Source organism: Micromonospora nigra (assembly GCF_900091585.1).
Taxonomy (GTDB): domain Bacteria; phylum Actinomycetota; class Actinomycetes; order Mycobacteriales; family Micromonosporaceae; genus Micromonospora; species Micromonospora nigra.
In genome coordinates, this window is record NZ_FMHT01000003.1 from 2863530 (window position 1) to 2885777 (window position 22248).

Here is a 22248-nt window from a genome sequence, read left to right on the forward strand (position 1 = left end):
TCAGGCATCGGCGGCGTACCCGACGCCCCGATGGGTGCGGATCACGCTGGCCGGGCCCAGCTTGGCGCGCACCTGCGCGACGTGCACGTCGACGGTGCGGGTGCCGGCGTGGGCGGCGTACCCCCACGCCCCGGCGAGCAGCTCCTCGCGGGTGAACACCCGGCCGGGCCGCGCCATCAGGTGGGCCAGCAGGTCGAACTCGGTGGAGGTCAGCTGCACCGGGGCACCGTCGACGGCGACCGTCCGGCGGGCCGGGTCGAGGGTCACCCGACCGAGGACCCGGGGGCGGGCCAGGCCGTCGGGTGGGCCGGCGGTGCGGCGCAGCACCGCGCGTACCCGCGCGACCAGCTCCCGGGGGCTGAACGGCTTGGTGACGTAGTCGTCCGCGCCCAGCTCCAGGCCGACGATGCGGTCCACCTCGTCGTCGCGGGCGGTGAGGAAGATGACCGGCGTCCAGTCGCCGGCCTCGCGCAGTCTCCGGCACACCTCGGTACCGGGCAGGCCGGGCAGCGCGATGTCCAGGACGCAGGCCACCGGACGCAGCCGTCTCGCCGCCGCCAGACCGGCCGCGCCGTCGGCCTCGGTGTGCACACCGAACCCGTCCCGGGCCAGATACAGCCGGACGAGGTCGGCGATGGCCGGCTCGTCCTCCACCACGAGGACGAGCCCGCGCGGCGGGGCGTCGACGGTCACCGGCCCATGATGGCCGACCGGCGGGACACCTCGCCGGGTGGATCGTGTTCGGGTTCGGTAAGGGTGCCGTCAGCGGGCGATCGCGGGGTGCAGCACGGCGGGGCCGGCGACGTCGGGAAGGTCGCCCACGGTGGCGACCACCCGCTCCCGGGGGCTGCGCAGCCGGGTACGGAAGGCGTGGTTCAGCAGGGTGTCGAGCTGCCACACCTGCTTCGGGTGGCGGGTACGGATGACGAAGCGCTCGCGGATGCCGTCGATCGCGGTCGCCGCCAGCTCGACGCGGTGCAGCCGGGGGTCGGGGCTCCAGGTGACGTGGCTCAGCTCGCGAAGCTCGGTGTTGAGGTGCAGCCGGAGCCGGTGCAGCACCCGGGTCTGTCGGGTCACGACGAGCCGACGGTGGGTGAGCAGCAGCAGGTATTCCCCGGACATCGGCCGGTCGGGGCGTCCGCACCGGGTGACCAGGATCGTCGCGTCGCCGGAACCCACGCAGCGGCGGAACACCGGCATGTGCCGGCTCGCCGTCTGCACCGCGATGCCGGCCTCGGTGGCGGCGGGGAGGAACGTTCGGGAGAACACGTCCATGTCCTGCCCAACGAACCGCGTCCGGACGGTGACGTGGGCCGCGCCCTGCTTTCTGCATGTTCCACTCGCGGATCGCACCGTCGGTGTGGCAGCGGGCCGGGGCGGGCGCCGCCTCGGCCCGCCCGGTCAGCGCGGCTCGACGAACCGCCGTGCGCGCCGCCCACCGGACGACGAGATCGTCAGAGCAGCTCGACGATCGTGGCGTTGGCCATGCCGCCGCCCTCGCACATGGTCTGGAGCCCGTAGCGGATGCCGTTGTCGCGCATGTGGGCCAACATGGTGGTCATGATCCGGGCACCGGACGCCCCGAGGGGGTGCCCGAGCGCGATGGCACCGCCGCGCGGGTTGAGCCGCTCCGGGTCCGCCTCGGTCTCCGCCAGCCACGCCAGGGGTACGGGGGCGAACGCCTCGTTCACCTCGTACACCCCGATCTCCTCGATGCCCAGCCCCGCGCGACGCAGCGCCTTCGCGGTGGCCGGGATCGGCGCGGTGAGCATGGCGACCGGGTCGTCGGCGGCGACCACGGCGGTGTGCACGCGGGCCAGCGGGCGCAGTCCGTGCCGGCTGGCCCAGTCGCTGGTGGTGACGGCCAGCGCCGCCGCGCCGTCGGAGATCTGCGACGCCGAACCGGCGGTCACCACCCCGTCGGGGCGGAAGGGCGTCGCCAGTTCGGCTAGCTTCTCCAGGGAGGTCTCCCGCCGGATCCCCTCGTCGGCGGCGAACTCGCCGTCGCCCAGCGCGACCGGCGCGATCTCCGCCTCGAACGCCCCCGCGTCCTGTGCGGCTGCCGCCTTCTCGTGGCTGGCCAGGGCGAATTCGTCGAGTTGGGTGCGGGAGAAGCGCCAGCGGGCGGCGATCAGCTCCGCGCCGACGCCCTGGTTGAACGGCAGCGGGGAGCCCTCCGCGACACCCTCGACGCCCCGGTAGCGGGCCAGGATCTGGTCGCTGAACGGCATGCCGTCGGCCACGCTGGAGCCCATCGGCACCCGGGTCATCGACTCGACGCCACCGGCGACCACCAGGTCGGCCTGGCCGGAGAGCACGGTGGCGGCGGCGAAGTGCAGGGCCTGCTGGCTGGAGCCGCACTGCCGGTCGACGGTGGTGCCGGGCACCGACTCGGGCCACCCGGCGGCGAGCACCCCGTTGCGGGCGATGTTCCACGACTGCTCGCCGACCTGGGAGACGCAGCCCCAGACCACGTCGTCCACCTGGGCCGGGTCGATCCCGGTGCGTTCGGCGAGGGCACGCAGCACGTGCGCCGAAAGATCAACCGGATGTACGCCGGCCAGGCTGCCCTTGCGCCGTCCGACCGGGGTCCGTACCGCACCGACGATAACCGCGTCACTCATGTCTACTCCCCGGTAACCTGGGCTTGCCCGATCCTACGTCGCCGCCGGCCCCTCGTCCGCATCGAGGGGCACTGGCATGCTGGTGGCGTGCACGAGGAGACCTCCCCACGCCAGTGGCGGGTACGGCCGGCGCTGCCGGTGCTGAAGACGATCGGCGCGGTCGCCCTGGTCGGGCTGGGGGTGCTGTTCGCCCAGGGCGACCTGGTCCGGCCGGTGCTCGCGGCGACGGCCGCCGCCGTCCTGCTCGGCTGGGCGGTTCGCGACTGGGTGGCCCCGGTGCGGCTCGGCGTGGACGACGAGGGCGTCACCGTGCTCAAGGGCTGGTCGACGTACCAGCGGCTGCCGTGGCGCACGGTCGAGTCGGTCGACGTCACCCGCCGGTCCGGCCGGGGCCTGGCCGGCGAGGTGCTGGAGATCGACGCCGGCGAGACGCTGCACCTGCTGAGCCGCAACGACCTCGGGGCGGAGCCCGCCGAGGTGGCCGAGGCGGTGCGCGCCGCCCGCCCCGCCACCGGCTGACAGCCGCGCTGCCTGCCACCGCGGAGCCGGCTGTGCCGACGCGGCGGCACGGCAAGCGCGGCGGCACGGCAAGCGCGTGGGCGCGGGCAAGCGCGGCGGCGCGTCAGGTGAGCAGGGCGGCGGTACGCACCACGGCGAGCCCGAGCAGCAACAGCAGGAGCACCGCGCCGCCGGCCACCTGCACCCGGGTGCGGTGCGACCGGGGGGCGTACGCGAGCACCAGCGCCATCGCGCCGCCGATCAGCATGCCGCCCAGGTGACCCGGCACGGAGATGCCCGGCACGGTGAACGTGAAGATCAGGTTGATCACCAGGATGGGGATGACCTGTGAGATGTCCCGCCCCATCTTGCGTTCGATGATGATCAGCGCGGCGAACAGGCCGAAGACGGCGGTGGAGGCACCCACGGTGGCGGCCTGCGGGTGGCTGAACGCGTACGCGGCGACGTTGCCACCGAGGCCGGCGAGCAGATAGAGCCCCAGGAACCGCAGCCTGCCGAGGCTGGCCTCCAACGACCGGCCGAGCACCCACAGCGCCCACATGTTCAGCAGCAGGTGCAGCAGGCCGTAGTGCAGGAACATCGCCGTCACCAGGCGGTACCACTCGCCGTTGGCGATGCCCATCGGCAGGTAGCCCGGCGGGCTGATCGCATAGACGGCGCCCCAGGCGGTCAGCGGGGTGCCGCCACCCAGCAGGCCGCCGAAGCCGGCCCCGCCGGCCGCCGCGTCCCCGCCCCGGTCGCTGCCGATGGAGACCAACATCACCAGCAGGTTCAGCGCGATCAGCGCCTTGGTCACGTAGCCGTGTCGGCCGGCGGCACCGCCCCCGAAGGCGGTACGCGCCGGCCGCACGCTGCGTCGTCCCTCCGCCACGCACTCCGGGCACTGGAAGCCGACGGCGGCGTCCCGCATGCAGTCCGGGCAGATCGGCCGGTCACAACGGGTGCACCGGACGTAGGTCTCCCGGTCGGGGTGGCGGTAGCAGGCCGGGGTGGTGGGTGGGGACTCGTTCACGACCGGTCCGTGGCACCCGAGCGCTCAGTCATGCGAGCAAAGGTACCTCGTTGCGATCAGGAACCCTGGCGCTCGATCTCGACTCGCTCGATCACCACGTCCTGCAGCGGCCGGTCGCTCGGACCGGTCGGGGTGTTCGCGATCGAGTCGACGACCTTCGCCGACTGCTCGTCGGCGACCTGGCCGAAGATGGTGTGCCGGTTGTTCAGGTGCGGCGTCGGGGACACCGTGATGAAGAACTGCGAGCCGTTGGTGCCCGGCCCGGCGTTGGCCATGGCCAGCAGGTACGGCCGGTCGAAGCGCAGCTCCGGGTGGAACTCGTCGGCGAACGTGTAGCCCGGGCCGCCACGGCCGGTGCCCGTCGGGTCACCCATCTGGACCATGAAGCCGCTGATCACCCGGTGCGAGATGGTGCCGTCGTAGTACGGCCCGCTGCCCGGCTGGCCCGTACGCGGGTCGGTGTACTCCCGGTTGCCCTCGGCCAGGTCGACGAAGTTGCGGACGGTCTTCGGCGCGTGGTTCGGGAAGAGCTCCAGCCGGATCGGGCCGGCGTTGGTGTGCAAGGTGGCGTAGACAGCCTCGGCCACGGGTACTCCTCACTTGTCGGTCAGTTCCATGCGGATCCTCCCATGTGCCCGATCTGGACATGCGGAGGCATCCGAAGGTGGAGGATGACGAAGGAACAACTCCCAGGAGGTGGGACCGTGTTTGGAATCGGGCGGCGCAAGACCCGGGGGCAACTGGCGAAGATCGAGCTGAACCAGGGAATCGGTCACCTGAGGCAGGCTGCCGCGCACGCGGCGAAGGGTGCGGGCGCCACGGTCGGCCCGCGGGTCCACGCGGCCCGGGGCGCGGTGGCGCCGACCGCCGTCATGGTCCGCGACCGCGCGTCCAGCGGCCTCGCCTCGACGGCCGCCACGCTGGCTCCGCTGGCCCTGGCTGTTCGCCACGCGCAGGCCGAGGCGGCGGGCAAGGCGGTCGCCGGGCGCAAGGCCACCGCGGCGAAGCGGGCCGCGGTCGCGAAGAAGATGAAGGCGAAGAACATGAAGAAGCGGAAGACCCGCCGTCGCGGGTCGATGATGACCGGGCTGCTGGCCGCGGGCGCCGTGGCCGGCGTGGTCGGCGCGATGGCGCTGCGGCGTCGCCGCGAGCAGCAGGAGTGGGCCGAGTACGACCCCACCAGCACCCTCGAGCCGATGCACGACGACGTCGAGACCATCGAGGTGCGGACCGCACCCTCGCGGGGCACCAACCCGGCGACGGGTTCGACGGCTGCGGGTTCGACGGCTGCGGGTTCGACGGCTGCGGGCAGTTCGGCGGTGGTCGGCGGCGACAGCGCCTCCACCACCACCGCGACCTCGGCCGAGCCGAAGATCACCCCCACGGGTCAGGTGCCGTCGGTCGCCGAGGGTGCCACGGACACCTCGGGCCGTCCGGACGACGACCTGACCAAGGCCCTCGGCAAGGACACCGCCAAGTCCAACGGCCGCCACTGAGCCTGCCCACCCCACCGCCCCCCGCGCCCCGCAACGCCCCACCCTCCGGCGATCCTGTCGTTACGGCCCCCGGTGAATGCGACGAGACACCTCATGACCCGGGACCACAACCGCAAGATCGACCGGAAAGGAAGGGCGGGCGGGGGTGGGGGCGCGGGGGTGCCGGAGTGCGGGGTGCCCGTCGTGCGGGTCAGAGCCAGCCGTTGCGGCGGAACCACCGGTAGAGGGCCAGCGAGATGGTGAGCATCAGCGCGAGCACGACCGGATAGCCGTACGTCATCTTCAGCTCGGGCATGACCTCGAAGTTCATCCCGTAGATGCCGGCGATGGCGGTCCACACCGCGGCGATCGCCGCCCAGGCGGCGATCTTGCGCATGTCGTTGTTCTGGTCGACCGTCACCTGCGCCAGCCGCGCCTGGAGGATCGAGTTGAGCAGGTCGTCGTACGAGTTGACCTGCTCGACGGTGCGGCTGAGGTGGTCCTGCACGTCCCGGAAGTAGCGCCGCACCTCCTTCGGCACTTCGCGGTTCATCTGTGCGGTCAAGGTCAGCAGCGGGCGCTGCAACGGCATGACCGCCCGCCGGAACTCGACCAGTTCCCGCTTCATCTGGTATATCCGCTGGATCCGGCCGCTGGCCTGCCGGTCGAAGACCTCGGCCTCAAGCATGTCCATGTCGTCCTCGAGCTGGTCGGCGACCTCGAGGTAGATGTCGACCACCCGGTCGGTGACCGCGTAGGCGACCGCCCACGGGCCGTGCAGCAGCAGGTCCTCCTTCCGCTCCAGCTCGGCGCGCACCGGCGTGAGCCGGCAGGCGTCGCCGTGCCGCACGCTGATCAGGAAGTTCGGGCCGATGAAGAGCATCACCTGGCCGGTCTCGATGACCTCCGAGGTTTCGGTCAGCTCGGTGTGCTCGCAGTACCGCGCGGTGCGCAGGGCGAGGAAGTTCACGTCGCCGAACTGCTCCAGCTTGGGTCGCTGCTGCGCCTTGACCGCGTCCTCCACCGCCAGCTCGTGCAGATCGTAGGTGGCGGCGATCGCGGTCATCTCGGACAGGTCCGGCTCGTGCAGGCCCAGCCAGACGAACCCGTTGCGCTCCTGCCGGGCCTCGGCCAGGGCCTCGGCGTAGTCCCGGTCGCCGGGCCGGCGGCGGCCGTCGACGTAGAGAGCACAGTCGACGACGGCGCTGCGCTGCGGCGCGGCCGGGACGGCGGGGTTCGGGGTGTCGTCGTCGCTGGCGAGCCGCCGGGTCATGGCCCGCACGGGTGCGACCCAGTCCCGGGGCCGGAGCACCCGACCGCCGTGGTCCGCCGCGTCGCGCTCCTGCCGCGTCCGCTCCGCCATTCCGCCCCCTCCCGCGTCGGCCCCGGTCCCCACCCACCCGACGGCGTCGGGACCGGCGGTTCCGCCGCCCGGCGGGCGGGGGTGGTCGGATTCGATGCCCGTCGGCCCGCCGGCCGACGAGCCGCGCGGCCGGGCCCTAGGGAGAGTACGCCGCGCGACGGGTCGTCGCGGGGGACGAGCCCCGGAGGGGTGGCGTCGGGCGGGCCGGACCGCTACGGGGGGGTGAGGGGGCGACCCGGCCCGCCCGACGCCCTTTGGGGGCGGGGGGTGATGCTGGTCGCGTCGGCCCCGACACCGGGAAGGTCGGACCGCACCGGGAGCACCGCCGACGCGGGCTCCGGGGCGACGACCTCCACTGATGCGAGGTGAACGACGCTCGCAGCATTGTGGGCCGCGAGCCGCCCCGGGCGGGAGTCCCGGGACGGCTCGCAACGCTCAACTGTCGGATATCCGACAGAAATTCACCCTCGAACGGCGGCCATCGCCTCCGCGAGGCGACGCACACCCTCGTCGATCCGGTCGGCCGTCACCGCCGAGTACGCCAGCCGCAGCGCGTGCCGCCCCCCGTCGAGAACGAAGTCGCTGCCCTTGACCACCGCCACGCCGCGTTCGGCCGCCGCCGGAGCCAGCCTGTCCACCTCGACGTCCTCGGGCAGCTCGACCCAGAGGAAGTAACCGCCGTCCGGCTCCACGAACCGCGCCTCGGGGATGTGCCGCCGCAGCGACTCGGCGAGCACCCTCGCCCGCTCACCCAACGCGGCCCGCACCGTCTCGATCGAGCGGTCGATGTCACCCGAGACACAGAACTGGTGCACGATCGCCTGGGACACCATGCCCGGCGAGATGTAGAGGTTGGTGGCCTTCTTCGCGATGTCGGCGATCAGGTCCGCCGGGCCGACCAGGTACCCCACCCGGACACCGGGGCAGACCGTCTTGGTGAAGCTGGAGGCGTGCACGACCACGCCGTGGGTGTCCATCGACAGCATCGACGGCAGGCGCTCGCCCCGGAACCGGATGTCGGCGTACGGGTCGTCCTCGAAGAGCGTGAAGCCGTACTCGACCGCCAGGTCGAGCAGTTCCCGCCGCTTGTCCAGCGACAGGGTCACCCCGGCCGGGTTCTGGTAGTTCGGGATGACGTGGGCCAGCCGCGGCCGCACCCCGGACTCCAGCAGCTTGCGCAGCTCGGCCGTGTCGAGGCCGTCCGGCTGGATGGTCACGCCGTGCAGCTCGCCGCCCATCCGCTTCAGGTTGAGCAGGGTGCGGTCGTACGTCGGCCGCTCCACCACCACCGCGTCACCGGGACGCACCAGGTGGTCGAAGAGGAACGCGTCGGCCTGGAGTGAGCCGTTGGTGACGAGCACCTGGTCGGCCCCGACCCCGTGCTTGTCGGCGATCCACTGCCGCAGCGGAAGGTAGCCGACGGAGGTGCCGTACGCCGTCACCCCGGCAGGGTCGGCGTCGAACGCGCGGACGGCGGCGGCCTTGAGCCCCTCGACATCGACGATGTCCAGGGAGGGAGCGCCACGGGCGAAGGAGATCAGCTGCTCGGCGGTCATGGCTGTTCAGCGTACGGGCGGCGGCGGGCGACGCGTGGACGGCACGGCGATGTCCGCATCCTGAGCCACCGGGACGGGTGAACGGCATCCGCCGGCCGGTGGCACCGCCCGGCGGCCCTGCCCGGCGGAACCTCGGACCGGGAGGCCGACCGGCTCGTGCCGGTCCTCAGACCGGGAGGCCGACCGGCTCGTGCCGGTCCTCAGGCCGGGAGGCCGACCGGCTCGTGCTGCTGCTGCCGGGACAGGCCGTCCACGTGCAGGCCCAGCGCGGCGATGAGCTGCCCCCAGTCGAAGTAGGACCGCCACGCCGTGATCCGGCCCCGGCGCACCCGGACCACGTCCGCCACGTCCCAGGAGACCACCCGCCCGGTGGGGGCCACCGTGCCGAACGGGGTGTGCAGCACCCCCGTGTGGGTGCCGGTCAGCCGCCGCTCGACCGCCGCCCCGCCGGCCGTCTGCACCGACCCCGTCACGTCGACGACCAGGTCGGGGAACGCACCCGTCCAGGTACGCAGCAGGGCGGGCAGTTCGATCGGGCGCACGGTCACGCCCGGCATGGCGTAGAAGGCGTCCGTGGCGTACAGCTCCGGCAACCGGGCCACGTCCCGCCGCAGGAGCATCGCGTACTGCTGGTCGACCAACCGCTCCGCGCCGCGCATCGGAACCTCCCCACGGCCGCGGCCCGTCCGCGCCCGCAGGGGATTCCTACCCGTCGATCAGCGTGCCAATCCTCGACGCCGGGGCCGGTTCAGCCCGCGTCGACCATCCGGCCCGCGGCCCAGACCCGCATGATGTCGCGTACGGAGATCACGCCGGTGACCTCGCGGCCGTCGAGGACGACGAGGTGCCGGAACCCGCCCCGGGCCATCGCCGCAGCCGCCTCCTCCACCGTCCACTCCGGCCCGGCGTAGACCGCGTCCCAGGTGAGGTGGGCGCCGGTGCGCTCGACGTCCGGGTCCAGCCCCGCGCCGATCGCGTTCAACACGTCCCGCTCCGTCATGATGCCGACCCCCTCGGAGTCGGGGTCGATCACGATGGCGGATCCGATGCCACGGGCCGACATCATCTGCGCCGCCTGGCGCAGGGTGTGCTCCGGACCGACCACGAGGACCTGGCTGGACATTGCTTCCCGAACCTGCATCACATCACCCCTTTGGGACGGCGGCACCCGGTTAGCAACATGGTGGGCCCCGGCCGTTGGCAGGACAAGGCCGGACATCGGCGCGACCGGGTGCGCGGGCCGCGCATCGGCCCGTCGACGGCCGGTCGCTACTGTCGTGGCGTGTCGACCGAGCCGCTACGCTGCGCCGGCGCGCTGATCGTCGACGGCGACCTGACCCGGCCCCGCCTGGAGGCCGGCAAGCACACCGAGTTCCGCTGGCTCGCCGCCGACGAGATCGCGCTGCTCGACGAGCACCGCCACGTCAACGACGGGTTGATGCGGCGGATCGCCGAGAACGCCTTCGCCGCCCTGCGCGCGACGGGTCAGTGAACGACAGCGTCGGGCTCCCGCCCCACCGGGTCGCCGCCATGGTCGCCCCGGCCCTCGACCGGCTCGTCGTCGCCGGGATGCGGGTATTCCTCGACGGCGGCGGGGCGGAGCTGAGCCAGCGCTACGGCGGGCCGGCCGCGACCGGGTTCCTGGTCGAACTGCGCACCCGGCTGGCCGCACCCGGCGGCACGGTCGACCGGGCGGGATTCGCGGCCGTCACCCGCCACCGCGACCCGGCCGCCTGCCGGCGCGCTCTCGACAAGCACGTCGCGTACGGGATGGTGCACCGCCGGCCCGACGGCGCGATCAGTGCCACCGCACGCGGGACGGCCTTCCTCACCGAGGCTCACCAGGTGCAGGGCGAGGTGACCGAGGAGCTGTGGGCCGGGCACGACGACCGGGTGTCGCGGCTGGTCGAGGCGTCGGGCCGGCTGCTGGCGTACGCGCTGGCGGGTGAGGAACCGGCGGGCGGGGGCGATCCGGCGGGCGGGGCGTTCGCGGCGACCGCACCCCCGTACGAACCCGACGGCACCCCACCGGGCGTGCTGCTGCTCAACCGGCTGGCCACGCTGCGTCACCACCGGGCCGACGCGCACGCCGCCGCGTGGACCGCCGCCGGGCACACCGCGCAGAGCGTGGCCGCCCTGCCCGACGGGCCGGAGCGGGTCGCCATCGACCTGGAGACCGACCGCCGGGCCGCCGGCCCCTACGCGGCGCTGACCGCCGGGGAACGGCTCGACGTCCTGGCCGACCTGGCCGCCCTGCCCGGTTGAGCACCGGCCGGGGTGACGCCGCCCTTGCCGGCTGACCGCCGGACGCCCCGGTCGAACGCCGTCCGGCCCGGTCGAACGCCGGGTCACCCCGGTCGAACGCCGGGTCACCCCGGTTGGCGGCGGCCACGCTGTCGCCCGGGGCTATCCTCCACCGGTGACCGGGATTCGGGACGAGGGAGGCGCGGGAATGATCGGGATGGTGCTTGCGGCCGGGGCGGGGCGCCGGCTGCGCCCGTACACCGACACCCTGCCGAAGGCCCTCGTGCCGGTGGACGGCGACACGACCATCCTCGACATCGCGCTGCGCAACCTGGCCGAGGTCGGGCTGACGGAGGTCGTGATCGTGGTCGGGTACGCCGCCGACACGGTACGCGAGCGGCAGGCCGGGCTGGAGGAACGCTACGGCGTGAAGATCACCCTGGTGCACAACGACAGGGCCGAGGAGTGGAACAACGCCTACTCGCTGTGGCTGGCCCGGGAGCACTTCGCCCGGGGTGTGCTGCTGGTCAACGGCGACACCGTCCACCCGGTGGGCGTGGAGAAGACCCTGCTGGCCGAGCGCGGCCCCGGCGTCCTGCTGGCCGTCGACACGGTCAAGAAGCTGGCCGAGGAGGAGATGAAGACCACCTTCGACGCCGCCGGCCAGCTCACCCGCATCACGAAGCTGATGGACCCGGCCGAGGCGTACGGGGAGTACATCGGCGCGACACTGATCGAACCGCAGGTCGCCGACGCGCTCGCCGACGCGCTGGAGGCCACCTGGCGGCGCGACCCGAACCTCTACTACGAGGACGGCTACCAGGAGTTCGCCGAGCGCGGCGGCGAGGTGCGGGCCGCCTCGATCGGCGACGTCCCGTGGGTCGAGGTGGACAACCACGACGACCTGGCTCGGGCGCGGGAGATCGCGTGCCGCTACTAGCGCGTACCGTCAACACGCCCCTGGTGATCGAGGTCCGCCGGGGCGCGGTGGCCGACCTGGGGTCGCTGCTGGCCGACCGGCGCATCTCGGCCGGCGGGGACGTGGCCGTGGTGGTCGGCCCCGGCCAGGGCGAGAAGATCGTCGAGCTGTGCCGGCCCAGCCTCGGCTCCGCCGACGTGTTCACCGTCGCCGGTGGCACCATCGACGCGGCCAACGAGCTGGGTGACCGGCTGCGGGCCCGGTCGTACGACGCGGTGGTCGGCATCGGCGGCGGCAAGACCATCGACACCGCCAAGTACGCCGCCACCCGGTACGGCATGCCCATGGTGACCGTGGCGACGAGCCTCGCCAACGACGGCATCGCCTCGCCGACGGCGTCGCTGGACCACGAGGGCGGCAAGGCCTCCTACGGGGTGCACATCCCGATCGCCGTCATGGTCGACCTGGATTTCGTGGAGAACGGCCCGGACCGGCAGACCCAGGCCGGCATCGGCGACGCGGTGAGCAACCTGAGCGCCTGCGCCGACTGGGAACTGGCCCACGAGGTACGCGGCGAACCGATCGACGGTCTCGCCGTGACACTCGCCCGCACCGGCGCGGAGGCCCTGCTCAACCACCCCGGGAAGATCACCGACGACGCGTTCCTGACCACGCTGGCCGAGGCGCTGATCCTCGGCGGCATCGCCAGCTCGGTGTGCGGCTCGACCCGCCCCGCAAGCGGCGGCGACCACGAGATCTCGCACGCCATCGACCACCTGTTCCCCGGCACCGGTTCACACGGCGAGCAGGTCGGGTTGGGCGCGCTGTTCTGCACGTTCCTGCGCGGCGACCTGGAGCAGTTCGGCCGGCTCGCCCGCTGCCTGCACCGGCACGGCCTCGCCACCACCCCCGCCGACCTGGGCCTGAGCGACGACCAGTTCATCGAGGCCGTGCAGTACGCGCCCCGCACCCGGCCGGACCGCTACACCGTCCTGGAACACCTGGCGTTGTCGCCTTCCGACACGCGGGAACGGCTGGCAGACTACGCCGGTGCAATCCGCGACCACCGTGGCTGAGGCCCGTCCCACCGTCGCCGACTTCCACCGGGTGAACCGGGGCGGCGGCCTGTTCAGCGAGTCGGTCAGCCAGTGGCTCGGCGCGGTCTTCGCCGTCGTCGCCCAGCGGCTCGGGCTGCCGCCGACCGCCCTGACCATCACGAACCTGGTGCTCGGGCTGGCCACCTCGGTGACCGTGGTGGCGCTCGCCGGCCCCGTCGCCGCCGGTGACGTGCCGGCCTGGGCCGTCGGGCTGCTCGCGCTGGTCGGCTGGCAGGTGGCGTACGCCCTGGACTGCGCCGACGGTCAGCTCGCCCGGGTCACCGGTCAGGGCAGCGCGGCGGGCGCGCGGGTCGACGTGCTGTGTGACGTGGCCGCCCAGATCGCCCTGGTAGCCGCCCTCGCGGCCACCGCCGTGGCGCAGGAACCGGCCACCCCGACCTGGCTGGTGGCGATCTTCGCCGGCACCTGGATGGTCAACCTGGTGACGTCGGTGATGCAGGCCGGCCCCAACGCGGCCAGCATGGTCACGTCCACCTCACTGCCCGTACGCCTGGTCAAGCTGATCCGCGACTACGGCGCGGTCATCTTCGTGGCGGCCCTGGTGCTGGCCTTCGCCCCGGCACTGGTCCTCTGGGTCGTGGTGGCCTTCACCATCGTCAACGGCGGCTTCCTGCTCGCCAGCATCGCCTTCTCCGCCCGCGCCTCGCTGCGCTGAACCGCAGGGAGTTGGCTCGGCGCGTCGGGGTCAGGCTGGAACCTGTCCGTTGAGGTACGCGTTGATCTGGTCGATCTCGAGCGCGTTGAAGACCTCCGGCTGGGCTGCGGCCTGGTTCGAGTTGATGATCCGCTTGAACAGGTTGTAGTGGGCCATCGACCGCAACCCGATGACGCGGTTGGGGGTGACCAGGTAGCCGGTGCCGCCGGTGCTCCAGATGAGATACATCAGTCCGTCCTTGGTGAGAATGTCGGGTGGAGGTCCGGGCGTTCCGGCGAACGGTGCACCGCCGAGGATCGACTCGGGGTCGACGCGTCCACCGTTGGGGTGGATGACCTCAAGGTGCAGGTGCGGGCCGGTCGAGCGGCCGGTCGACCCGACGTTGCCGACGTGCTGCCCGGCGGCGACCTGGGCGCCCGTGCGCACCACGGGAGCTTCCCGCAGGTGCGCGTAGAGGCTCCGCCAGCCGTCGGCGTGGGTGACGATCGCGTGGTGGCCGAAGCCGCCGGCGTTGTAGCTGACGCTGGTGACCGTGCCGGCGGCGATCGACCGCACCGGATAGCCGAGGATCCCGGAGTAGCTGTAGTCGGTGCCGTTGTGCTGCCGCGTCTCGCCGGTGATCGGGTCCCGCCGGGGCCCGAAGGGCGACGTGATCGGGACCCACTTGTCGAAGGGCCGGTTCCAGCGGGGCGTGGCACCGTAGGCCGCTTCGGCCAGCCACGCCTCCGGGATCACGCCGACGGCGAGCGCAGCGGTGATCACCCCGAGCAGGTGGCGACGGTCGAGGCGGTGCGGCGAAGGCTCAGCTTCCGCTGCTGCTTCGTCGGCTTGATCGGATTGCCGCATACGCTCCCTCGGCCAGGTCAGGCCACAGACGCCCAACGCCCCACGGACAATCGGCAGCGACGAGCCTCGATCGCAAGAGGCATGGATCCTAAGGTAATCGGTGCCTGTGCTGTCAAGACCAGCGCGGAATAACTACAGAGTGTCATTCTCTGATACACTTGCGTCAATAAAGGGATTGACGCAGCCTTGGGGAAAAGTCATGCGACGACAGATTCTCGCTGTTTCGGTGACAATTTTGGCGCTTGCCGTAGGCATCTCGGGATGCACTGACGGCCAACCACCAGACCCACCGAAAACCGATAATCCAAGCACTCCCGCCCATCCCTCTGCCATGCCGCTTTTCGACCCTCCCCTGGCCTTCGCTGCAAGTGCAGTCGAGTTTGAGATGCCGAGCGGAATGTTCCAGACATGGGACGGGGTTGTGTATCTGTTGACCACCGGCAATGGATTCCTCGCATACGACCTGACCAAGGGGTCACTCCTGTGGAAAGTGCCGCTGATCAACGGGCCCGCGAGGCTGGGTAACACGGGGCCGATGATCGCGGAGGTGGACGGCAAGCCGACCGCCTTCTTGACCTATCGAGTGGTGATCGAAGGCAGCGGAACGATTTCCGACCGCACGGTGATGCGGGTGGCGAGCTTCAGCCTGGCTGATGGCGCGGTCGGCTGGCAGACGGACGTGGACGACGAGCGCATCCCATCAGACAGTGGACTCGGTGTCGACAAGGTGGTGGCAGCCAACTCCGATCATGTCGTGGTGTCCACCGACTCGCACGACACGGGTGGTCTCGGCAGCGACTTCACCACCGTTCTCGACGCCAGAACCGGCAAGATTCGGTGGTCGAATCCAGCCTTCCAGGCCCGAGCCCTCGACGGCGACACTGTCGCCGGCATGAGATCCACTGATTACAGGGCCAAGGCCGAGCGGGCGACGATAGGGCTGGCCGCATCGGATGGTGCCCAACGGTGGATCCACGAAAATACGAGGCCATCCGGTGTGCTCGGCAGTGGCCAGCTCGGCGGCGGACTGATGCAGGTGTATCCGGTTCGCGGTAACAGCGAAGGCAGACCAGCGGGACTCATCGAGATAAAAACCGGCCGCGAGGTCATCCGCTTCGAACCGGCAGGCACTGCCACTTGCCGATACGATGGAGAAGCTGTCGTCGTGTGCGCGCAGCACGGTGGCCGCTCGGGTGAGACCGGAAGCATGGCTGCATACGACGCCACGTCATACAAACTGCTGTGGCAGTTGCCCGACAAGGCTGCCGGGCGGGAGGCACCCAAACTATCCGCAGCACGACGGGGAGCGATCTACGGATCTACCAGCAATGGCCCGATCATCCTCGACGCGCGCACAGGGCAGGACAAGGTCACAGACCTGAGCTTCACCCCTGACGTCGTCATTCCCGGGTTCGGGATCGTGAAGAGCTTGAAAGCAATAAAAGTACACGCGGCAACTGGCTGACTCCCAGGACACCGTCTGGCAGACCCGCCCCCGTCGACCCTCCGGCCTGCGGAAACGCTCACCAACCGCCACCAGCAAGTCGCAGCTATAGGGTGCTCGGGCAGCGAACTGTTGTTCAAGGCCACATTCGGTTCCCCTGCCAGTTAGGGATCTTTCAGTGAGCGACACACCGCAGCTCGGACCCGCGCCCCAGCGCATTGCCGTCGACGCGGAACAGGTGCGCAGGCTCGTCGCCGACCAGTTCCCCCAGTGGGCCAGCCTGCCGGTTCGGCCCGTACCCAACGGCGGCTGGGACAACTGGACCTTCCATCTCGGCTCGCGGATGTCGGTCCGGTTGCCCAGCGCATCCGAGTACGCCCTGGCGGTCGACAAGGAACACCGGTGGCTTCCGGCACTCGCTCCCCGGCTTCCGCTGCCCATCCCCGCCCCCCTGGCCAAAGGCGAACCTGGCGCGGGCTACCCCTACCCGTGGTCGATCTACCAGTGGCTCGACGGCGAGCCCGCGAGCGCCGACCGGATCACCGAGCCCGTCAGGTTCGCACTCGGCCTGGCCGATTTCCTGGCGGCCTTGCAGCGCATCGATACCACTGACGGTCCCCGCCCCGGGAAGCACAACTGGTATCGGGGCGGCACGCTGCGCACCTACGACGGGCAAGCCCAGCGCGCACTCACGGCACTCGACGGCCACGTCGACGTCGACCTGGCTCGCGAAATCTGGGAGAGCGCGCTGGCAGCCCGCTTCGACGGTGCGGACAAATGGTTCCACGGTGACGTCGCCCAGGGGAATCTCCTGCTCAACGACGGCGAGTTGGCAGCTGTCATCGACTTCGGGACGTGCGGCGTCGGCGACCCGGCCTGTGACCTGGCAATCGCGTGGACACTGCTGACCGCCGACGGCCGGCAAGCGTTCCGAAAGCGGCTGTCCGTCGATGAGGCGACATGGGCGCGCGGGCGCGGCTGGGCCCTCTGGAAAACGCTCGTCACCTGCTCCTACACCCTGGGCGATGCCGACGAGTCAGCCGCAGACGCGCTGCGCATCCTCGGCGACATCTTCTCTGAATACACCCTCAGCGCCGTCACCAAGCCCCAGCTCTGAACAGCCAGCCACTACGCCTGGCAAGCCTCACCGGGCCATGCCCACGATCCCCACCTTCGGGCGCTTAGCGCTCCGGCGGCGGCGGCTCGTCCGCTCCCCGCGCCTTCCACGGCTGGTGTTCAGCGATCCAGGCTTCCACGTCCTCCATCAGCCAGACCGCACCGCCAGCCAACCGATCGAAGGGCTCTGGGAAATCGGGTCGACTGGTGAGCTGGACGACCCGGACGCGCGACACGCCCAAGCGCTCCTGAAGCTCCGCGCTCCCGTACAGCCTCCGCCGCCAGCCCATTACCGAAGCATCCCGAGCCGACCCCCTTCCGAACTCGAAAGACCCGGTGCCATCACCCGCAGGTACTGCTAAGCAGCCGTTTCTACAACAGAGGCACCCCCTGTCGTACTTGATAGAGGGTTGATTGATCGGGTTCCCTGACTGGGCAACACCGGGGTAGCGGTCCGGCTACGTGATTGAGCCTCCGTGGCCGGACCTGCCCGTCTGTAGAGGTGGGCAGGTCCACCGAACGACGGACGACCCGGCGGTTCTACCAAAGGGCGGCGGTGGCGGCGTGGACAACCGTGAACAGGTGCCGATCGGCCGGCAGGTGGCGTACTGGCGGACGCGACGGAGGTTGTCGCAGCAGGTGTTCGCCGATCGGCTCGGCAAGTCGAAGTCCTGGGTCGACAAGGTCGAGCGGGGTGTGCGATCGCTGGACAAGATGTCGACGTTGCGGCACATCGCCACTGTCCTGCGGATCGACACCGCAGTGCTGTTCGGCCGGGACGTCCAACCCGTCGTGGTGGCCGATCGCGTCGAGGGGGTGGAACGGATTCGGGAGGCCCTGTCGACGTACGACAGCGCCCTTGGTCGGCCGGCGGTCCGGAGCGTGGCGTTGCCGGCGGACCGGTTGACCCGGGAGGTCGGGCATGCCTGGACCATGTTCCAGCACGCCCGGTATCCGCAGGTGGCAGCCCTGGTGCCGGGCCTGCTGGCCGGCGTGCAGCGGGTCCACGCCGACGACCCCGGGTGGGGCCGGCCGCTGCTGGTGGAGGTGTACCGGCTGACCGCCGCGCTGCTGACGAAGCTCGGCGAGGTCGATCTGGGCTGGCTGGCCGCAGACCGGGCGATGGCTGCCGCGACCGGGCATCCCGAGTTGGTGGCCGCCGCCGCCGTGCAGCTCGGCCAGGTTCTACGCGCCTCCGGGCGGGCGCGGGCGGCGCTGTCGACGACGCTGGCCGCCGCGTACCGGATCGCCCCGCCCAACCCGGACGACGACGGCTCCCCCGCCGCCTGGTCGTTGTGCGGGACGCTGCTCGTGCAGGCCGCCCTGGCGGCGGCCAGCCGGGGCGACGAACACGCCGCCGCCGAACTTCTCGACGAGGCCGCCGGCATGGCCGCCCGGGTCGGAGACGGCCACGACCACCACCGGACCGCGTTCGGGCCGGCGGCGGTCGACCTGGCCCGCGCTGCCGCAGCCCTCGACCTGGGCGACGCGAGCGAGGCGGTGACCTGGCACGAGAAGACGACCACACGGGACGCCTGGCGGTGGCTACCGCTCGAACACCGCGCCGCGCACCTGATCGACGCCGCCCGCGCCTACGCCGAGGTCGGCGACCCGATCAGCGCCGCCCGGGTGCTGGTCGACGCCGACCGCATGGCACCGGCCGAGGTACGCCACCGCCCCGCCGCCCGAGAGGTGCTCGCCCAGGTGGCCGGCGACCCGCACGCCCCAGCCACGATCATCCAACTCGCCGCCGCCCTCGGCGTGACCTGCCAATGACCGCACCGTTCCTGTCCCTCGCCCAGATCCGTAACCGGCTGATCCTCACCGCCCGCGCGGTCCTCCGCGACCACCGGACCGACGCGGACGGCCGCTGCCAGGTCTGCCGGACACCGGAGTGCCCGGTGTCGACCGCCGCCCGCAACGTCATTCGCGCCGCCGAAGATGTGCAGGCAGCGGAGGAGCAAGCGTCTCCGGGAATGGGAAGGAGATTGCGTAGCAAGCAATGAAGAGGCCACCACATCGAGAACACCCACGTCGGGTTGTTCCCGTCGGCCCTTTGCTCTGCTTCAACTCACGCAATGGTTTCGCCGCCGAAACGTTGCGCCCGTTGAAGCAGAGCAAAGGGACCGTTCGTCGGGTCAACCGCAGCGCTGTCGGCTCCCTTGCCGGCCGGTTGGACCTGTCGGGCGATTGGGACTCACCAGAGACCAACCAGGAGATCGCTGCTGATTTCGAACCAGCGCCCAGGACACCACCCCAGCCTCCTGCCGACCACTGTCCCTAAAGGATGTCTCGTAACTCGGTGAAGGCGTTGCTCGGCAACGGCGCTGGTGTCACCCGGCGAGGATGATGTTGTGGAGGTGGGCGATGCCGGAAGCGGTGTCGGTCAATGTGTGGGCGGCGCGGCGGTAGTCGCGCAGGATCTTGAAGCACTTCATGCGGGCCAGTACGTGTTCGACCTGCGCTCGGATGGTGCGGTGCTGCTTGTTCAGCTCCGCTTTCCACTCGGGCAGTTCGCTGCCGTCGGCGGGCTTGCGGTAGGGGATGATCACCTCGGGGTTGCCGCGGTAGGCGCCGTCGGCCATGACCGGCCGTCCGGCCAGCTTCTGGTCGATGCCGCTGGTGCGGTAGACGATGGTGTCGTTGCGGTTGCCGGGCTGCGGGTCGCCGAGTGCGACCACGAGGCGGGTGTGGGCGTCGATGGCGACCTGCAGGTTGGTGCTGTAGCGGTAGTTCTTGCTCGGGGCGGCCAGGCGGTGATCCCGGGTTGGGATCAGGGTGCCGTCAACGATGGTGATCTGGTCGACCCGACGCCGGCGTACCGGGGCCAGGGCGAGCAGCGGACCGAGGGTGTCGATGACTCGATGGGCGGCGGAGTGCGACACCCCGAACAGCGGGCCGATCTGCCGCATCGTCAGGTTCGTGCGCCAGTAGGCGGCTACCAGCAGCACCCGATCGGCAAGGTTGAGAGACCACTGCCGCCCCGGCCGCCCGTCAGCGATCGCGTCACCGCCACGCTCGGCGACCAGCCGGACCAGTCTGCGGAACTGAGCGGGCTGCAGCCCCGTGAACGGGAAGATCCACTCCGGGCGGGCCGCCGAGATCACCTGCACCACGACATGATCCACCATGGACCGGTTACCGAGTTACGAGACGTCCCTTAGGGCGACCGGAGGCTCTACGTCGTGGCCGAGACGCTTGCCCCGCCCACAGAGGTCAGGACGGTGCACCTCCGCGCAGCCCCGCGTACACGTCGATGAGCCTCTTGGTGACCACGTCGGGGTGGAAGGTGCGCTCGTAGCGCAACCGGGCCGGGGCCGACAGGGCGGCGGCACCGGCCGCCGCGACCGGCAGGGCGGCGGCCATCGCGGCCGGGTCGGCGGGCACCACCCAACCGACCGCGCCGGTCGGGTCGTCCGCCCCCACCAGGTACGGGATGCCGCCCAGGTCGGTGCCGAGCACCGGCCGCCCGCTGGCCATCGCCTCGATGACCACGGTCGGCAGCACGTCGTGCCAGAGCGAGGCGGCGATCACCACCGCAGACTGGGCCATGGTGGCCCGCACGCCGTCGCGGTCCAGCGAACCCAGGTACGTCACGTCGGCGCGTTCGGCGGCGGCGGCCTCGGCCAGGTGGCGCAGCTCGCCGTCACCGGCGATGCGCAGCGGCCCGAGAGCGCCGTCGGGGTGCCGCCGCCAGGCGTCGAGCAGCACGCCGAGGCCCTTCTCCGGGGACAGCCGGCCCAGGAAGAAGAAGCCCTCGCCGAGCGGGGCGGGGCGGCCGGGGTCGGGGATGCCGTTCGGCTTGACCACGATCCGGTCCGCCGGGATGCCGTACTCGCGCAGGTGGGTGGCGATCTGTGAGGTGAGCGCGATGAACCGGTCCACCGAGCGCCAGGTGGGGCGGTGCACGGCCAGGGTCGTCGCCATCAGGGCGCTCTGCACCGCCGAGCCCCGGTAGCAGCGGTTCCTGATCGCCGGCACGCCGAACGTGCGGCCCTTGCAGTCCTGGCAGATCGCGCCGTCGCGGAAGTAGACCCCCGACGAGCAGACCTGCCGGTAGTTGTGCACCGTCTGCACCACCGGCACCCCGTGCCGGTGCGCGGTGCGCACCACCCAGGGCGAGAGCAGGGGGTACGGGTTGTGCAGGTGCAGCGCGTCCGGCCGGTGCTCGGTGAGCAGCCGGGCCAGCTCCTGCTGGGCCCGGGGGGCGTAGATCGGGGAGATCGGCAGCAGCGCCTTCGCCGTCTTCGGCATGGTGGGGATCTCGTCGGAGCTACGCAGGAACGGCAGCACCTCCACGCCGGCCGCGGTGAGCTGGGCGATCTCCGCGTCGACGATGGTGTTCTCCCCGGAAGGCTGAGCCTGCCGGTACCGGTTGTGCGCCACCACGATTCTCACGGGAAAGAAGGCTACCGTTGGGGCGTGCCCGAACTACCGGAGGTGGAGGCGCTCGCGGGTTACCTGCGGCAGCGCGCGGTCGGCCGGCGCGTCGACCGGTTCGAGGTCGCCGCGATCAGCGCCCTGAAGACGTACGACCCGCCGCCCAGCGCCGTCGCGGGCCGCACGGTCACCGCCGCCGGCCGGCACGGCAAGTTCCTCGACGTACTCTTCGACGGCGGCCTGCACCTGGTGGTGCACCTGGCCCGCGCGGGCTGGCTGCACTACCGGGAGGCGTTCCCCTCGGCGGCGCCGCTGCGCCCAGGGAAGGGGCCGATCGCGCTCCGGGTGCGCCTCGACGACGGCTCGGGCTTCGACCTGACCGAGGCGGGCACCCAGAAGAGCCTCGCGGCGTACCTGGTGACCGACCCGGCGGCGGTGCCCGGGGTGGCCCGGCTGGGGCCCGACGTGCTCGACATCGACCTGCCGACGTTCGCCGCGCGGATCCGCAGCCGGCGGGGGCAGGTCAAGGGGCTGCTCACCGACCAGGGGGTGCTGGCGGGGGTCGGCAACGCGTACTCCGACGAGATCCTGCACGCGGCGAAGCTGTCCCCGTTCGCGCTCACCGACCGGCTCTCCGACGAGCAGGTCGCGACGCTGTACGCGGCCACCCGCCGGGTGCTGCGCGACGCGGTGGACCGCTCCCTGGGGCAGCGGGCCGCCGAGTTGAAGGGCGAGAAGCGCTCGGGGCTGAAGGTGCACGCCCGCACCGGCCTGCCCTGCCCGGTCTGCGGCGACACGGTACGTGAGGTGTCGTTCGCCGACTCCAGCCTCCAGTACTGCCCCACCTGCCAGACGGGCGGCAAGCCGCTCGCTGACCGAAGGTTGTCCCGCCTTGTACGGTGAGTGACATCACTCGACGGTTACGGAGCGGAATCGCCCGACCTGTGCGTAACCTCCGGTCCGGCGCTCTACCAGGG

General features: G+C 71.5%; 24 protein-coding genes. 12 read left to right on the top strand and 12 right to left on the bottom strand.

Annotation, left to right across the window (positions count from 1 at the left end; translation table 11 throughout):
- From GA0070616_RS12035 to GA0070616_RS12045, 3 genes are all read right to left on the bottom strand, one after another.
- On the bottom strand, window positions 1–693 hold the full coding sequence (locus GA0070616_RS12035) for a response regulator transcription factor (RefSeq protein WP_091080981.1): 693 nt from the start codon (window positions 691–693) through the stop codon (window positions 1–3).
- A gap of 69 nt (window positions 694–762) precedes the next feature.
- A complete protein-coding gene (locus GA0070616_RS12040) occupies window positions 763–1275 on the bottom strand; it encodes a hypothetical protein (protein WP_091080984.1) in 513 nt (170 codons plus the stop codon).
- A 179-nt stretch (window positions 1276–1454) separates the two neighbouring features.
- Window positions 1455–2624 carry a thiolase family protein gene (locus GA0070616_RS12045; RefSeq protein ID WP_091080988.1) on the bottom strand — a complete coding sequence of 390 codons (1170 nt, stop codon included), beginning with the start codon at window positions 2622–2624 and terminating at the stop codon, window positions 1455–1457.
- Between the two features lie 87 nt (window positions 2625–2711).
- On the opposite strand from GA0070616_RS12045, the gene GA0070616_RS12050 reads away from it, so the two are divergent.
- A complete protein-coding gene (locus GA0070616_RS12050) occupies window positions 2712–3143 on the top strand; it encodes a PH domain-containing protein (RefSeq protein WP_245712740.1) in 432 nt (143 codons plus the stop codon).
- 103 nt (window positions 3144–3246) lie between these two features.
- Here GA0070616_RS12050 and GA0070616_RS12055 read toward each other — a convergent pair whose 3' ends face one another.
- Window positions 3247–4155: a rhomboid family intramembrane serine protease gene (locus tag GA0070616_RS12055; RefSeq protein WP_091080992.1), complete on the bottom strand. Its 909-nt coding sequence runs from the start codon at window positions 4153–4155 to the stop codon at window positions 3247–3249.
- A 56-nt stretch (window positions 4156–4211) separates the two neighbouring features.
- Window positions 4212–4742 carry a peptidylprolyl isomerase gene (locus GA0070616_RS12060; protein ID WP_091080995.1) on the bottom strand — a complete coding sequence of 177 codons (531 nt, stop codon included), beginning with the start codon at window positions 4740–4742 and terminating at the stop codon, window positions 4212–4214.
- A gap of 84 nt (window positions 4743–4826) precedes the next feature.
- Here GA0070616_RS12060 and GA0070616_RS12065 point away from each other — a divergent pair, with 84 nt between their 5' ends.
- Window positions 4827–5651: a hypothetical protein gene (locus GA0070616_RS12065; RefSeq protein WP_091080998.1), complete on the top strand. Its 825-nt coding sequence runs from the start codon at window positions 4827–4829 to the stop codon at window positions 5649–5651.
- Between the two features lie 190 nt (window positions 5652–5841).
- Here GA0070616_RS12065 and corA read toward each other — a convergent pair whose 3' ends face one another.
- The 4 genes from corA to GA0070616_RS12085 all read right to left on the bottom strand — a co-directional run bounded on the left by corA (window position 5842) and on the right by GA0070616_RS12085 (window position 9690).
- Window positions 5842–6993: a magnesium/cobalt transporter CorA gene (corA, locus tag GA0070616_RS12070; protein WP_091081002.1), complete on the bottom strand. Its 1152-nt coding sequence runs from the start codon at window positions 6991–6993 to the stop codon at window positions 5842–5844.
- Window positions 6994–7454: 461 nt separating this feature from the next.
- Window positions 7455–8549, bottom strand: a complete 1095-nt coding sequence (locus tag GA0070616_RS12075; RefSeq protein WP_091081006.1) for an aminotransferase-like domain-containing protein — start codon at window positions 8547–8549, stop codon at window positions 7455–7457.
- 200 nt (window positions 8550–8749) lie between these two features.
- On the bottom strand, window positions 8750–9208 hold the full coding sequence (locus tag GA0070616_RS12080) for an ester cyclase (protein WP_091081010.1): 459 nt from the start codon (window positions 9206–9208) through the stop codon (window positions 8750–8752).
- Window positions 9209–9297: 89 nt separating this feature from the next.
- Window positions 9298–9690, bottom strand: a complete 393-nt coding sequence (locus tag GA0070616_RS12085) for a CBS domain-containing protein (RefSeq protein ID WP_091090570.1) — start codon at window positions 9688–9690, stop codon at window positions 9298–9300.
- A gap of 141 nt (window positions 9691–9831) precedes the next feature.
- On the opposite strand from GA0070616_RS12085, the gene GA0070616_RS12090 reads away from it, so the two are divergent.
- The 5 genes from GA0070616_RS12090 to GA0070616_RS12110 all read left to right on the top strand — a co-directional run bounded on the left by GA0070616_RS12090 (window position 9832) and on the right by GA0070616_RS12110 (window position 13485).
- Window positions 9832–10041, top strand: coding sequence for a hypothetical protein (locus tag GA0070616_RS12090; RefSeq protein ID WP_245712741.1), 210 nt, complete (start codon window positions 9832–9834; stop codon window positions 10039–10041).
- Entirely contained in the window at window positions 10038–10814 is a 777-nt protein-coding gene (locus tag GA0070616_RS29140) for a hypothetical protein (RefSeq protein WP_091081015.1), read from the top strand. Before GA0070616_RS12090 ends, GA0070616_RS29140 begins: the two co-directional genes overlap by 4 nt.
- Window positions 10815–11001: 187 nt before the next feature.
- Window positions 11002–11733 (top strand): phosphocholine cytidylyltransferase family protein, encoded by a 732-nt coding sequence (locus GA0070616_RS12100; RefSeq protein ID WP_091081018.1) that lies wholly within the window; start codon window positions 11002–11004, stop codon window positions 11731–11733.
- Window positions 11721–12788 (top strand): iron-containing alcohol dehydrogenase family protein, encoded by a 1068-nt coding sequence (locus tag GA0070616_RS12105; RefSeq protein WP_091081022.1) that lies wholly within the window; start codon window positions 11721–11723, stop codon window positions 12786–12788. Before GA0070616_RS12100 ends, GA0070616_RS12105 begins: the two co-directional genes overlap by 13 nt.
- The gene (locus GA0070616_RS12110) at window positions 12763–13485 is read left to right on the top strand and encodes a CDP-alcohol phosphatidyltransferase family protein (protein ID WP_091081026.1); all 723 of its coding nucleotides are present in this window, start codon (window positions 12763–12765) and stop codon (window positions 13483–13485) included. Before GA0070616_RS12105 ends, GA0070616_RS12110 begins: the two co-directional genes overlap by 26 nt.
- A 30-nt stretch (window positions 13486–13515) precedes the next feature.
- On the opposite strand, the gene GA0070616_RS12115 is transcribed toward GA0070616_RS12110, so the two are convergent.
- Window positions 13516–14331: a M23 family metallopeptidase gene (locus tag GA0070616_RS12115; protein ID WP_091081030.1), complete on the bottom strand. Its 816-nt coding sequence runs from the start codon at window positions 14329–14331 to the stop codon at window positions 13516–13518.
- Window positions 14332–14662: 331 nt separating this feature from the next.
- Between GA0070616_RS12115 and GA0070616_RS12120 the strand changes: the two genes are divergently transcribed.
- From GA0070616_RS12120 to GA0070616_RS12140, 4 genes are all read left to right on the top strand, one after another.
- Window positions 14663–15796 carry an outer membrane protein assembly factor BamB family protein gene (locus GA0070616_RS12120; protein ID WP_175440058.1) on the top strand — a complete coding sequence of 378 codons (1134 nt, stop codon included), beginning with the start codon at window positions 14663–14665 and terminating at the stop codon, window positions 15794–15796.
- Window positions 15797–15953: 157 nt separating this feature from the next.
- A complete protein-coding gene (locus GA0070616_RS12125) occupies window positions 15954–16892 on the top strand; it encodes an aminoglycoside phosphotransferase family protein (protein ID WP_091081039.1) in 939 nt (312 codons plus the stop codon).
- A gap of 563 nt (window positions 16893–17455) precedes the next feature.
- On the top strand, window positions 17456–18667 hold the full coding sequence (locus tag GA0070616_RS12135) for a helix-turn-helix domain-containing protein (RefSeq protein ID WP_245712742.1): 1212 nt from the start codon (window positions 17456–17458) through the stop codon (window positions 18665–18667).
- Complete coding sequence (locus tag GA0070616_RS12140) at window positions 18664–18897, top strand: hypothetical protein (RefSeq protein WP_091081046.1); 234 nt, start codon at window positions 18664–18666, stop codon at window positions 18895–18897. Before GA0070616_RS12135 ends, GA0070616_RS12140 begins: the two co-directional genes overlap by 4 nt.
- Before the next feature lie 327 nt (window positions 18898–19224).
- Here the strand turns inward: GA0070616_RS12140 and GA0070616_RS12145 are convergent, their stop codons facing one another.
- Window positions 19225–20004: a transposase family protein gene (locus GA0070616_RS12145; RefSeq protein WP_091090580.1), complete on the bottom strand. Its 780-nt coding sequence runs from the start codon at window positions 20002–20004 to the stop codon at window positions 19225–19227.
- Window positions 20005–20107: 103 nt separating this feature from the next.
- Entirely contained in the window at window positions 20108–21289 is a 1182-nt protein-coding gene (locus GA0070616_RS12150) for a glycosyltransferase family 4 protein (RefSeq protein ID WP_091081049.1), read from the bottom strand.
- Between the two features lie 24 nt (window positions 21290–21313).
- Here GA0070616_RS12150 and GA0070616_RS12155 point away from each other — a divergent pair, with 24 nt between their 5' ends.
- On the top strand, window positions 21314–22174 hold the full coding sequence (locus GA0070616_RS12155) for an Fpg/Nei family DNA glycosylase (protein WP_091081052.1): 861 nt from the start codon (window positions 21314–21316) through the stop codon (window positions 22172–22174).
- Window positions 22175–22248 lie beyond the last annotated feature (74 nt).

What these genes read in the sequence shown, in the direction of transcription:
- GA0070616_RS12100 (WP_091081018.1), top strand. Translation starts at nt 11,002, where the DNA reads ATGATCGGGATGGTGCTTGCGGCCGGGGCGGGGCGCCGGCTGCGCCCG.
- GA0070616_RS12075 (WP_091081006.1), bottom strand. Translation starts at nt 8,549, where the DNA reads ATGACCGCCGAGCAGCTGATCTCCTTCGCCCGTGGCGCTCCCTCCCTG.
- GA0070616_RS12120 (WP_175440058.1), top strand. Translation starts at nt 14,663, where the DNA reads ATGCCGCTTTTCGACCCTCCCCTGGCCTTCGCTGCAAGTGCAGTCGAG.
- GA0070616_RS12065 (WP_091080998.1), top strand. Translation starts at nt 4,827, where the DNA reads ATGACGAAGGAACAACTCCCAGGAGGTGGGACCGTGTTTGGAATCGGG.
- GA0070616_RS12085 (WP_091090570.1), bottom strand. Translation starts at nt 9,690, where the DNA reads ATGCAGGTTCGGGAAGCAATGTCCAGCCAGGTCCTCGTGGTCGGTCCG.
- GA0070616_RS12045 (WP_091080988.1), bottom strand. Translation starts at nt 2,624, where the DNA reads ATGAGTGACGCGGTTATCGTCGGTGCGGTACGGACCCCGGTCGGACGG.
- GA0070616_RS12115 (WP_091081030.1), bottom strand. Translation starts at nt 14,331, where the DNA reads ATGCGGCAATCCGATCAAGCCGACGAAGCAGCAGCGGAAGCTGAGCCT.
- GA0070616_RS12080 (WP_091081010.1), bottom strand. Translation starts at nt 9,208, where the DNA reads ATGCGCGGCGCGGAGCGGTTGGTCGACCAGCAGTACGCGATGCTCCTG.
- GA0070616_RS12140 (WP_091081046.1), top strand. Translation starts at nt 18,664, where the DNA reads ATGACCGCACCGTTCCTGTCCCTCGCCCAGATCCGTAACCGGCTGATC.
- corA (WP_091081002.1), bottom strand. Translation starts at nt 6,993, where the DNA reads ATGGCGGAGCGGACGCGGCAGGAGCGCGACGCGGCGGACCACGGCGGT.
- GA0070616_RS12040 (WP_091080984.1), bottom strand. Translation starts at nt 1,275, where the DNA reads ATGGACGTGTTCTCCCGAACGTTCCTCCCCGCCGCCACCGAGGCCGGC.